Consider the following 11,904-nt stretch of genomic DNA (forward strand, 5'->3'; position numbering starts at 1 on the left):
TTGGGGCTTGGGTGAGCTCATCGCTGTGGCTGGTGTGCTCGGGTCGCGAAGCTGCCGTCGTCCGAGCCGGGTGCTCCCACCCGCGCCGGTATTTCGCGTACTAGGCGAGTTGCGGCTTCTGGGCGTTCGCCGCCGTGGTTTTCGCGTAGATCGGGAGGGTGCGACAGGCTGAGCCCGGGTGCTGCCATCTGGGCTGGTGCTCTGTTCCCGAGAGGTTCCGGCTGCATGGGGTCGCTTGCCGCTGCCTGGGCTGATGTCTCGCGTTGTGCGTGAGCCGCGGCATCCGGAGTGTTCGCCGCCACGGCTGGTGTTTCGCGTGGTCGGGAAGTTGCGGCGTGCCAAGTCTGTTTGCCGCTGCCTGGGCAGATGTCTCGCGTTGGTACGTGGGCTGCGGCGTCCAGAGTCCCCCCGCCGCGGGGGCGCTGTTTTGCTTTCGTACCAGGCGACCCGGCCGCCCGAATTGCTCGCCACCGCCTTGGGCCTACACGATTCCTTCTGCGACGCCGAGTTCCACCAGATCCTGCGGCCGCAGCCGAAGCTGGTTCGCCGTCGCCGGGACTTCCTCGGGGCCGCGCTTCAGGATCGCCGTGGCGGCCTCCGGTGACGTCACCGAGAAGTAGCTGTCCGGCGTCACCCACGTCCGGCCCGGCGCGGCGAACGCCAGCGCGCCACCCGATCCGCCTTCCCCGATGACCAGCGTGGTCACCGGCACCGAAGCGCCCGCCACCGCGGCGAAGACCTCCGCGATGGCCGCCCCGGCGCCGGCCCGTTCCGCCGCGCCGTCGTTCGCCGCGCCAGGGGTGTCGACGAGGGTCAGCACGGGAATGCCGAGACGGTCCGCGAGCCGGATCAACCTCGCCGCCGTCCGGAAGCCGGAGGGAAGCGTCGCCGTGCCGCACTGGGCGGCGTAGGCGATCGTGACGCCGTCGCGGGAACCGAAACCGCAGCGAACGCCGTCGTCCACGCCGCCGCACCGGTCGCCGCTGATGTTCTCGCGCCAGTCGAAATACGCGTCGAGGTAGTCGTCCGCGTGCGGACGGTCCGGGGCGCGCGCGGCCCGCACCGCGTCCCAGCTCGTAGCCGGCAGATTCGAAGTACCAAGCGCGGCAGGCGGTTCCGGCGCGGTCCCGGAGGCGTTCGTCAGGAGGGTGAGCCAGCGTGCCAGCGTGCCGGGGAGATCCTCGACGATCTGGTCCACGTGACCGGACGCGAGCTGCGACTCCGCGGTGTAGGCCGAAGCGTCACCCGCGGGCCGCACCCGGGAGCCGGCGAACCCGACCTGCGCGCCCGGCAAGGCGAGCACGACATCCGCGCCCGCGCCGAGGGTCGCCCAGCCGCCGCCGGTCGTCGGATCACGCAGAACCGAGAGCAGCGGAATTCCGGCCGCCCGGGTGAGGGCGGCCTGCCGGGCGATGCGCTGGAGCTGGGACAGCGCGGCCATGCCCTCCTGCATCCGGCTGCCACCGGTCGCGATCAGGGACACCACCGGGGTGCGCAGCTCACGCGCCCGGGTGAAGGCGGCCTCGATCCGGTCACCGGTTCGCCGCCCCAGCGAACCACCCAGGAAGCCGAACTCGAACACGATCAGCGTCGCCTCGACATCACCGATCTTGCCCGCGCCGCAGATCACCGACTCTCGCTCGCCGGTGCGCTCCTCGGCTCGTTCCAGCGCGGAACCGTAGCCAAGCCAGTCGATCGGTCCGTCCACATCGGACTCCGACAGTGGTACGTCGAACTCGGTGAAGCCCGAGCAGACGGACTCGATCAGTTCACGCATTCAGCGCCCGCTTCATCACCTTGCCCATGTCGTTGCGGGGCAACGCATCCAGGTACCGCACGACGCGGGGCCGTTTGTGCGGCGAGAGCAACCGCGCCACGTGATCGGCCAGCTCCTGCTCGCCGGGCGGCGGCCCGGCGGGGACGATCCAAGCCACGATGCGCTCGCCGAGATCCGGGTCGGGTTCGCCGGTGACCGCGGCCTCGGCGACGCCGGGATGCTCCAGCAGCGCGTTCTCGATCTCGCCGGCGCCGATCTTGTAGCCGCCGCTCTTGATCAGGTCGGTGGCCTTGCGCCCGACGATCCGCAGGTAGCCGTCGGCGTCGCGGGTGGCCATGTCGCCCGTGCGGAACCACCCGTCGGTGAACACGTCAGCCGTCGCGTCAGGGCGGTTGAGGTACTCGGTGAACAGGTTCGTGCCCCGCACCTGGATCTCGCCGACCGTCTCCCCGTCGCCGCCCGAGATGACCGCGCCGGACTCCTCGACCAGCCGTACCTCGACGCCGCGCAGCGGCACGCCCACCGTCCCCGGCTTGCGCTCGCCGTCGGCGCGGACGCTGGTGTTCATCAAGGTCTCGGTCATGCCGTACCGCTCGACGACCTGCTGCCCGGTCGCGGCCGTGATGCGCTGGTGGTCGTGCACCGGCAGTGCCGCCGAGCCGGAGACCAGGAGCCGCGCGTGCCCGAATGCCTTCGCGAGCCCGGGGTTCTCGGTGACCTCGCCCGCGATCCGGTGGTACATCGTCGGAACGCCGAACATCATGGTCGCCCCGCCCGTGAGTTCGTCGGCGGCGGCTTCGACGGAGAACCGGCCCAGGTGGCGGACACTGCCGCCGCGGCGCAGCGGACCGAGGATGCCGAGGATCAGCCCGTGCACATGGAACAGCGGCAGCCCGTGGACGAGCACGTCGTCGCCGGTCCACTGCCACGCGTCTTCGAGAGCGTCCAGGGTGGTGGAAATGGCGCGTCGCGGCAGGACGACGCCCTTGGGCGGGCCGGTCGTGCCGGAGGTGTAGACGATCAGCGCTGGCGCTTCAGCCTCCGGCTCGTCCGGCAGGTCGCCGGGGTGGGCGGTGGGCTCGCCGGTGAGCTCGATGTCGGTGCGGGGGAGCGCGGCCAGGGCGTCCGGAAGGGTGACGCCCGCTTCGGCGAGCACGAGTGAGGGGGTGCTGTCGGAGACGATGTGCCCGAGCTCGCGCTCGCCGATCTTGGGGTTGATGGGCACGGCGGCCACGCCGGCCAGCAGCGCCCCGATCACGGCGATGCTCGTGTGGATGGTCGGCGTCGCCCAGACGGCGACGCGGAGCGGCTCGGCCTCGCGCAGCTCCCGCGCCACCTTTCCGGCGACGGCGGCCAGCTCGGTGTAGCTGAGCGAGACCTCGCCGAAGCGCAGCGCCTCCTTGTCGGGCTTCGTCGCCAGCGCAGGGAACAACCGTTCGGCCACGTCATGCCTCCTCGGGCGGAAATTGGCTAAGTGGCTGAACCACTTTGCGGCTCCAGGGCGGCCGCTGTCAAGCGCGGGCTTTTGGCGGCGTTGGACGGAATGGGCCGGCGGGCGGACGGCTTCGCGGGGGCGACGGGTGGATGGCGTGGTGGGTGTGGTGCGGGAAGGCTGGGGTGGCTCCGCCGGCTGGGCCTGGGGAGGGCTGGGTGGCTCCGCGACCGAGGCTGGGGAGGGCTGGGTGGCTCCGCCGGCTGGGGCTCGGGAGGGCTGGATGGCTCCGCCGACTGGGGCTGGGGGAGGGCTGGATGGCTTCCGTCGACCGGGGCTGGGGAAGGCAGGGGCGGCTCCGCCGGCTGAAGCTCGGGAAGGCTGGAAGGCTGGAAGGCTGGATGGCTAGCGGCGGGCATGTCGGGACGGCTCGCGGCAGGCACGTCGGGTTGGGCCGCAGGGGCATGTCGGGACGGGTTTCGGCGGGCATGTCGGGAGGGATTTCTGTGGGCACGATGGGATGGACTCCGGTGGCCGGCCGGCACGGCTTTCGCAGGCGCGACGGAATGGGCCGCGGCGGGCGCGTCAGGACGGTTGCGGCGGTATGGGGCGGACGGGCCTCTGTGGGTGGCGGATGCGGGGCCGGGAGTGGCGCACGTGGGTCGTGATGAGTGAGAGCTTGCGGCGACGTGGGAGTGCTGTCGGTGAGCGCGGGGTGGGGAAGGGCTTCCGGCGGGCATGCGAGGGGGAGAGCGGATGGTCGACCATGCCGGTGAGACGGCTTGCGGCGGCGGATGACGCTGCTTCCGAGGGGCGCGGCTGGGGCGTCCGGCGGGTGGCGGGTGAGGTGGCGTTCGTGAGGGGTGCCCGGCGGGTGAGTGACGTCGGGGGCTCGTGGGCGAGACGGCTTCCAGTGGTGCGGCGCGTTGAGCGGCCCACGGGGGAGGGGCGCCGTGTGGAGGGCATACCCTGGTACACCGTGCTGGTACTCGCCATCGACACTTCTACGCCTGCGGTCACCGCGGGGCTGGCGACGCTGGCGGGTGCCGACGTCACGGTGCTCGCCGAGCGTGTCACCGTCAGTCCTCGCGCGCACGGGGAGTTGATCACCCCGCACGTGCTCGACGCCGCGAAGGAAGCGGGCGTGACGTTGCGCGAGGTGGGCGCAATCGTTTGCGGCGTTGGCCCCGGACCGTTCACCGGGCTTCGCGCCGGGATGGCCACCGCCGCGGCGCTTGGGCACGGGCTCGGCATCGACGCGTACCCGGTGTGCAGCCTCGACGCGATCGCGGCAGCCACCGACGCCACCGAACCGTTCCTCGTCGTCACCGATGCCCGGCGCCGCGAGGTCTACTGGGCCTCCTATGACGCGAAGGGCGCGCGGACCGACGGCCCGCACGTGCAGCCGCCGGAGTCGCTCGGCTTGTCCGTCGCCGCCGGGGATGGGGCTCGTCTGTACGCCGAGAAGCTCGGCGTCCGCGTGCTCGAGCCGCACTACCCGACCGTCGCCGGCCTGGTCACCGCCGCCCGTGGCGCCTTTGACGCCGAGCCGGCGGCGTTGACGCCGTTGTATCTGCGTCGGCCCGACGCTGTGGAGCCCGCGGCTCGGAAGCGGGTGACGGCGTGAAGCTTGCCCTGCTTGGCCCTGAGGACATTGCGCGCCGCGTGGAGATCGAGAGGCAGCTCTTCGCGGGTGACGACCGGTGGGGCGCCCGCGTGTTCCAAGTCGAGCCGGCCGCGTTGACGCCGTGGTATCTGCGTCGGCCTGACGCCGCGGGGCCGACTGTCCGGAAGCGGGTGACGGTGTGAAGCTCGCACCGCTTCGTCGTAAGGACATCCCGCGCTGCGTGGAGATCGAGAGGCAGCTCTTCGCGGGTGACGACCCGTGGAGCGCCCGCGCGTTTCAATCCGAGCTCGACGCCGGTGGCTACTACATCGGCGTGTACACCGACGAGGACGAGCTGGTCGGCTATGCCGGCCTCGCGACCGTCGGACGGCCCGGCGACTTCGAGTCCAGCGTGCACACCATCGGCGTCGACGAGGACTACCAGGGGCAGGGCATCGGCACCGCGCTGCTGCGCGCCCTGCTGGCTCGCGCCGACGAGCTGCACGCGCCCGTCTTCCTCGAGGTCCGCACCGACAACGAGCGCGCCCTCGAGCTGTACGCCCGGCACGGTTTCACCCGGATCGGGGTCCGCAAGCGCTACTACCAACCCTCGGGTGCCGACGCCTACACCATGAAGCGCCCCGCCCGCTCCGAACAGGAGGTCGGCTGATGTCACGGATCATCATGGGCATCGAGAGTTCCTGCGACGAGACGGGCGTCGGCCTGGTCCGGCTGCACGACGACGGCGCCGTGGAGCTGCTCGCCGACGAGGTCGCCTCCAGCGTCGAGCAGCACGCGCGCTTCGGCGGCGTGGTGCCCGAGGTCGCGAGCCGTGCACACCTGGAAGCCATGGTGCCGACGGCGAACCGCGCCTTCGAGAAGGCCGACCTCAAGCTGTCCGATGTGGACGCCATCGCCGTCACCGCCGGGCCCGGCCTCGCGGGCGCGCTGCTCGTCGGGGTCTCCGCGGCCAAGGCCTATGCCGCCTCGCTCGGGGTGCCGCTGTACGGGGTGAACCACCTGGCCGGCCACATCGCCGTCGACACGCTGCAGCACGGACCGCTGCCGAAGCCGTGCCTGGCCCTGCTCGTCTCCGGTGGCCACACGCAGCTGCTGCGGGTCGACGACGTCGCCACGAGCATCACTGAACTCGGGTCTACTGTGGACGACGCGGCCGGTGAGGCCTACGACAAGGTCGCACGCGTGCTCGGCCTGCCCTATCCGGGCGGCCCGCCGATCGACAAGGCCGCGAAGCTCGGCAACCCGTCGGCCATCGCCTTCCCGCGCGGCATGACCGGCCCCCGCGACGCGAAGTTCGACTTCTCCTTCTCCGGCCTGAAGACGGCCGTGGCGCGCTGGGTCGAAGGTGCCGAACGTCGCGGCGAGGAGATCCCGGTGAACGACGTCGCGGCCTCGTTCCAGGAGGCCGTGGCCGACGTGCTGACCGCGAAGGCGGTGCGCGCGGCCAAGGAGTACGGCATCGGCACCCTGGTCATCTCCGGTGGGGTCGCGGCCAACTCGCGGCTTTCGGAGCTGGCGCGCGAGCGCTGCGAAGCCGCCGGTATCGAACTGCGGGTGCCGCGGCCCAGGCTGTGCACCGACAACGGCGCGATGATCGCCGCGCTCGGGGCGCATGTAGTGGCGGCCGGTGCCCGTGAGTCCTCTTTGGACATCTCCGCGAACCCGGCCCTGCCGGTGCACGTCGTCTCGGTTTGACCTCTTCACGCATCCCAGTTCACACGCGGGCGGTCCGGAACTGAATCCCGAAACCGCCCGGCTGTGGACAACCGGGGTGCTGTGGACAACTCGTCAGGGCCGGCCGACCACCACGTCGTCCGCCTTCACGTAGGCGACGCGGTGCCCGAACTGGATCTGGACGTACTCCGTCTTCCCGCGCACCACGACGTGGGTCGACGGGTCGAACGTCGTCGCCCAGTAGTACTCGCCCGGCAGCACCGGCCCGGCCACGTACTTCTGGCCCGCGGCGAACGTGTATTGCAGCGGCGTGAGGTCCTGCGGCGGGATGTTCGCCGGGTACGCCTCCGCTTCGGGATACGCCCGGCCGTAGACCGGAACCGTGGCCAGGCCCGGCTTCGGCGTGACGACCTGGCCGAGCGCGGGCACCGCGGCCGAGCTGCGGAACCAGCCCTTCTGGCCCAGGTACCAGATCGCCGTCCAGTCCCCGCGGACCTCGGCCACCGCGTACTGCTGCCCGGTCGAGGCGCGGCTGCCCACGTCGGAAACGCCCATCGTCGACGGCGAGCCGTCCGGGTGCAGGCCCAGGTCCTGCAGCAGCGGCGCGTCGTCGCGCGGTTCGGTGTGCAGGATGACGGCGGACGACCCACGCAGCGTGCAGGCGGCGCCGGCGGTGTCGCAGTCGGTGAAGCCCGGCCGGTTGGTGGCGAAGTCCGGCTTGATCATGACCAGCCCGGTGTTCTGCCGTGCCCAGCTGCGCAGCGGCGCGCCGAGCAGGTCGAAGTAGTGGCCCCAGTCCCAGTACGGGCCCGGGTCCCAGTGCATGCCCGCCACCGTCGAGGGGATCGTGCCCGGCACGTTGTCGTGCCCGATGATGTGCCGGCGGTCCAGCGGAATGCCGTACCTGTCGGCCAGGTAACGCACCAGCTTCGCCGAGGTGCGGTACATCGCCTCGGTGTACCAGGTGCCCTGCGCCCCGAAGCCCTCGTGCTCGACGCCGATGGACTTCGCGTTGACGTACCAGTTCCCGGCGTGCCAGCCGACGTCCTTGGTCTGGATGTGCTGGGCGATGTGCCCGTCGCTCGAGCGCAGCGTGTAGTGCCAGCCGAGGTACGTCGGGTCCTGCACCAGGGCCAGCGCCGCGTCGTAGCTGCACTCGGTGTCGTGGATGACGATGTGCGTGACCTGCTGGCTCTGCGGGCGCTCGGCCTTGTCGTAGTTGCCGTAGTCGCCGGCGCCGTCACCGGTCTGCTGGTACGGCGCGGGAATCCACTCGGCGGACACGTCCGGCGGCGCTTCGACGTCGCCGCGTGCGGCGGCAGGCAGGCCGAGGGACCGCAGCTGACCCCGCGCGGGCGAGACCTGCTGGGCGTCCAGGCGCACGGACTGGCCGTCGTCGGTGACGCGGCCGGCGCCGCCGGTGATCGTGCCGAAGACCTCGTCGGCGAAGAACGCGGCGGCGGTGGAGTCCGTCGCTCCGCTGTAGCGGGCGACCGCGCCGTACCAGTCGGCCGGGTTGTCGCTGGTGATGCCGAGCTCTCGTTGGTACTGAGCCAGAACCGCCGCACCACCGCGGATGTTCTGGGTGGGGTCCGTGCGCAGCGCGGCCGGGTTCGCGCCGGTCAGTTCGGCGGCGAGGTCGACGGTCTGCAGGGTGGGCGCCGGGGCGGCCTGCTGCGGCTCGGCGGGGTGCAGCGTGGCGCGGGCGAGGTCGCCGCGCGGGTCCTCGGAACCCTTGTCGTGGTGACTGCCGCCGGCGGCGACGGCACGAAGGTCGGTGAGGTGCATGGGTCCGAACCCGGCGCCCGTGCTCGGCGTGCCCGCGTTGTAGTCCCAGCGGGACTTCAGGTACGAGACCCCGAGCAGCACCTGCTCCGGCACCCCGAACTCCGCGGCGGCGGCGGCGAAGGCGCGCTGCCGCGCCTGGTCGGCGGCGACGCTCGCGCCCGCGATGCCGGGAACGGTGACGGCGAGCCCGGCCGTGCCGGCTGCGGCGACGCGCAGAGCGGTGCGGCGAGTGAACGGATCCATGAACTCTCCTCGCATGCCGATGATGCGAGAAACCTACACACCGCCTGCGTACTCCGGGAGCGCCTTTCGTAGTTTCCGAAGATCGGGCCCCTGGTCCCGGCGGGGGACCAGGGGCCCGTCGATTCAGCCGGTCAGCACTTGCCGCAGCAACCGCAGTTGGAGCCGGAGCACGAGCTGCAGCAGTTGCATCCACTCATGTGGAGACACCATCCCTTCGGGTTCGGCCCGGGCCGTGTCCCAAGCTAGGGAGGCGATGGAATGACGGGAAACCGCCCAATGAGTGACAGTGCCATTACGTCCTGTCACAGCAGCTCGGTCTCGCAGGAGAACTGGTCGCCCAGTTCCTCGAGCACCTTCCGCAGTGCCTCACGCCCGCCCCGGCGGTGCCCGCGACCAACGGTGAACGGCACGAGCCGGCCGGAGACGCCACGGGCGAGGTTGTACGTCCGATACACGATCCGCGCACCGGCGGGGTCGTCGCGGACCTCGAACCGACCGCACCACCACCACTGCCCGCGGGCCTCGATCCACCCCTGCTCGAGGTCGACGTCGACGCGCAGCGGTATCGGCGTGGTGCGGAAGGGGCCGTGCTGCACGCTGAGCACGGCGTCACGGACCTGCTGCACGGGCGCGTGCACGAGCCCGGCGTGCTCGTGGAGGATCCTCATGCGCCGAGTATGGCGTGCGGACGGCAGCTCGAACCCCCACTTCAGGGCGGCGGCCCCGGCCAAAACCGACCCTCCTTGCGCGGCTAGCACTCGCGTGGCTAGAGTGCTAATTGCACGGCACCGCACACGCCCCGGCACCCGCGACGGCGGGGGTGGTAGGCGCCAAAACCTGTAAGTACCTGCCAACGCTTTCGACGACCCGTGGAGGTCAACCCGGTGAGCGTGAACATCAAACCGCTCGAGGACAAGATCGTTGTCCAGACGAGCGAGGCCGAGGAGACGACGGCTTCCGGTCTCGTCATCCCTGACACCGCTAAGGAAAAGCCCCAGGAGGGCAAGGTTCTGGCCGTGGGCCCGGGCCGCGTGGACGACAAGGGCAACCGCATTCCCGTGGATGTCAGTGTCGGCGACGTCGTCATCTACTCCAAGTACGGCGGCACCGAGGTCAAGTACAACGGTGAGGACTACTTGATCCTGTCCGCTCGCGACGTGCTGGCCGTCGTCAACTGACGTCGGTACCTGCGCTTGATGCCCCGGGCCCCGCATTAGCCGGGGACCGGGGCATTTCGCACTGAGAGGACTCAAATGCCTAAGCAGATCAACTTCGACGAGGACGCTCGTCGAGCCCTCGAGCGCGGGGTGAACAAGCTCGCCGACGCGGTCAAGGTCACCCTCGGCCCGCGTGGCCGGCACGTCGTGCTCGACAAGAAGTTCGGCGGCCCCACCATCACGCTCGACGGCGTGACGGTGGCCCGTGAGATCGAGCTGGACGACCCGTTCGAGAACCTGGGCGCCCAGCTCGCGAAGAACGTCGCCACGAAGACCAACGACGTCGCCGGCGACGGCACCACCACGGCCACCGTGCTGGCGCAGTCCCTGGTGAAGGTCGGCCTTCGCAACGTCGCCGCCGGCGCCAACCCGACCGCGCTCGGCCGGGGCATCGAGGCGGCCGCGGACAAGGTCATCGAGGTGCTCAAGAGCAAGGCGACCCCGGTCAAGGGCCGCGAGAGCATCGCCCAGGTCGGCACCGTCACCTCCCGTGACGCCACGATCGGCGCGCTGCTCGGCGAGGCCGTGGAGAAGGTCGGCGAGGACGGCGTGATCACCGTGGAGGAGTCCTCCACGATGGCCACCGAGCTCGAGATCACCGAGGGCGTGCAGTTCGACAAGGGCTACCTGTCGGCGCATTTCGCGACCAACCCGGAGGAGCAGCGGGCGATCCTCGAGAACGCCTACGTGCTGCTGCACCGCGAGAAGATCTCCGCGCTCGCGGACCTGCTCCCGGTGCTGGAGAAGGTCGTCGAGGCCAAGCGGCCGCTGCTGATCATCGCCGAGGACGTCGAGGGCGAGGCGCTGTCCACCCTGGTGGTCAACTCCCTGCGCAAGACGATCACCGCGGTCGCGGTGAAGGCGCCGTTCTTCGGAGACCGCCGCAAGGCGTTCCTGGACGACCTCGCCGTCGTCACCGGTGGCCAGGTCGTCTCGGCCGAGATCGGCATGAAGCTGTCCGAGATCGGGCTCGACGCGCTGGGCTCGGCCCGCCGCATCGAGGTCACCAAGGACACCACGACGATCGTGGACGGGGCTGCCACCAAGGAGGACATCGCCGCGCGGATGGCCCAGATCCGCAAGGAGATCGAGACCACCGACTCCGACTGGGACCGCGAGAAGCTGCAGGAGCGGCTGGCCAAGCTGGGTGGCGGCGTCGCCGTCATCAAGGTCGGCGCGGCCACCGAGACCGAGCTCAACGAGCGCAAGCACCGCATCGAGGACGCCGTGGCTTCGACCAAGGCGGCCGTCGAGGAGGGCATCGTCCCCGGTGGTGGGTCGGCGCTCGTGCACGCGGTCAGGGAGCTCGAGGACGGCCTCGGCCTCACCGGCGACGAGGCGACCGGCGTGAAGATCGTCCGCGACGCGCTGTCCGCGCCGCTGTTCTGGATCGCCAGCAACGCCGGCCTCGAGGGCGCGGTCATCGTGTCCAAGGTGCAGGAGCAGGGCTGGGGCCACGGTCTCAACGCCGCCACGGGTGAGATCACCGACCTGCTCGCGGCCGGCATCGTCGACCCGGTGAAGGTCACCCGCTCCGCGGTGGCCAACGCCGCGTCGATCGCCCGCCTGGTGCTCACCACGGAGAGCTCCGTGGTCGAGAAGCCCGTCGAGGAGGACGAGTCCGCGACCGGCCACGGTCACGGGCACGCGCACTGACGCTCGCGTTCAGCGCCTGGGAGGGGCGGTGTCCCGGAAACGGGATACCGCCCTTTCCGCATTCGGTGCACAGTCGTGCACCGCAGTCCGGAATTCACGCATGAAAAAAGGGGTGACGCCCCTGCGACGTCACCCCTTTTTCCTCCCCCTCACTGGCCGGAAAGACTCAGTTGGCGCTTGCCGGTCTTGAGGATGTTCTCCCGCTCGGCCTCGGAAAGGCCGCCCCAAATTCCGTAGGGTTCGTGCACGGCCAGTGCGTGCGCGCGGCACAAGCGCAGGACCGGGCAGGACTGGCAAATCGCTTTCGCCCGGGCCTCCCGTCGTGCCCTGGCCGGTCCGCGCTCCCCGTCGGGATGGAAGAAAGCCGCACTGTCCATCCCTCGGCAGGACCCCTCCAGCTGCCAGTCCCAGATGTCCGCATTGGGGCCTGGAAGCCTGCGCGTGTCTGCCATCGTGACCGCCTCCGTTATTCGGTCGGATCCCCTCGTTG

11 protein-coding genes are annotated in these 11,904 nt (G+C 70.8%); 6 read left to right on the forward strand and 5 right to left on the reverse strand.

Annotation, left to right across the window (positions count from 1 at the left end; translation table 11 throughout):
• Positions 1–481: 481 nt before the first annotated feature.
• Both LWP59_RS03415 and LWP59_RS03420 read right to left on the reverse strand, forming a co-directional pair.
• Entirely contained in the window at positions 482–1,777 is a 1,296-nt protein-coding gene (locus LWP59_RS03415) for a carboxyl transferase domain-containing protein (protein WP_144645615.1), read from the reverse strand.
• Complete coding sequence (locus LWP59_RS03420; protein WP_191334865.1) at positions 1,770–3,221, reverse strand: acyl-CoA synthetase; 1,452 nt, start codon at positions 3,219–3,221, stop codon at positions 1,770–1,772. The genes LWP59_RS03415 and LWP59_RS03420 overlap by 8 nt, the downstream gene beginning before the upstream one ends.
• 967 nt (positions 3,222–4,188) lie before the next feature.
• On the opposite strand from LWP59_RS03420, the gene tsaB reads away from it, so the two are divergent.
• The 4 genes from tsaB to tsaD are packed head-to-tail and all read left to right on the forward strand — an operon-like array spanning position 4,189 to position 6,531.
• The gene (gene tsaB / locus LWP59_RS03425) at positions 4,189–4,836 is read left to right on the forward strand and encodes a tRNA (adenosine(37)-N6)-threonylcarbamoyltransferase complex dimerization subunit type 1 TsaB (protein ID WP_144645717.1); all 648 of its coding nucleotides are present in this window, start codon (positions 4,189–4,191) and stop codon (positions 4,834–4,836) included.
• Complete coding sequence (locus tag LWP59_RS03430; RefSeq protein WP_229858294.1) at positions 4,833–5,018, forward strand: hypothetical protein; 186 nt, start codon at positions 4,833–4,835, stop codon at positions 5,016–5,018. Before tsaB ends, LWP59_RS03430 begins: the two co-directional genes overlap by 4 nt.
• Positions 5,015–5,485 (forward strand): ribosomal protein S18-alanine N-acetyltransferase, encoded by a 471-nt coding sequence (rimI, locus tag LWP59_RS03435; RefSeq protein ID WP_144645719.1) that lies wholly within the window; start codon positions 5,015–5,017, stop codon positions 5,483–5,485. The genes LWP59_RS03430 and rimI overlap by 4 nt, the downstream gene beginning before the upstream one ends.
• The gene (tsaD, locus tag LWP59_RS03440) at positions 5,485–6,531 is read left to right on the forward strand and encodes a tRNA (adenosine(37)-N6)-threonylcarbamoyltransferase complex transferase subunit TsaD (RefSeq protein WP_144645721.1); all 1,047 of its coding nucleotides are present in this window, start codon (positions 5,485–5,487) and stop codon (positions 6,529–6,531) included. The genes rimI and tsaD overlap by 1 nt, the downstream gene beginning before the upstream one ends.
• Before the next feature lie 93 nt (positions 6,532–6,624).
• On the opposite strand, the gene LWP59_RS03445 is transcribed toward tsaD, so the two are convergent.
• Both LWP59_RS03445 and LWP59_RS03450 read right to left on the reverse strand, forming a co-directional pair.
• Entirely contained in the window at positions 6,625–8,541 is a 1,917-nt protein-coding gene (locus LWP59_RS03445) for an N-acetylmuramoyl-L-alanine amidase (RefSeq protein WP_144645723.1), read from the reverse strand.
• 302 nt (positions 8,542–8,843) lie between these two features.
• The gene (locus LWP59_RS03450) at positions 8,844–9,209 is read right to left on the reverse strand and encodes a hypothetical protein (RefSeq protein WP_144645725.1); all 366 of its coding nucleotides are present in this window, start codon (positions 9,207–9,209) and stop codon (positions 8,844–8,846) included.
• Between the two features lie 216 nt (positions 9,210–9,425).
• Here LWP59_RS03450 and groES point away from each other — a divergent pair, with 216 nt between their 5' ends.
• A complete protein-coding gene (gene groES / locus LWP59_RS03455) occupies positions 9,426–9,719 on the forward strand; it encodes a co-chaperone GroES (RefSeq protein WP_139095519.1) in 294 nt (97 codons plus the stop codon).
• 75 nt (positions 9,720–9,794) lie between these two features.
• Positions 9,795–11,414 carry a chaperonin GroEL gene (gene groL, locus LWP59_RS03460; protein WP_144645727.1) on the forward strand — a complete coding sequence of 540 codons (1,620 nt, stop codon included), beginning with the start codon at positions 9,795–9,797 and terminating at the stop codon, positions 11,412–11,414.
• A gap of 149 nt (positions 11,415–11,563) precedes the next feature.
• Here the strand turns inward: groL and LWP59_RS03465 are convergent, their stop codons facing one another.
• Entirely contained in the window at positions 11,564–11,866 is a 303-nt protein-coding gene (locus LWP59_RS03465; RefSeq protein WP_186383624.1) for a WhiB family transcriptional regulator, read from the reverse strand.
• Between the last annotated feature and the right edge of the window lie 38 nt (positions 11,867–11,904).

Origin of the sequence: Amycolatopsis acidiphila (assembly GCF_021391495.1) — a bacterium.
Lineage (GTDB): Bacteria > Actinomycetota > Actinomycetes > Mycobacteriales > Pseudonocardiaceae > Amycolatopsis_E > Amycolatopsis_E acidiphila.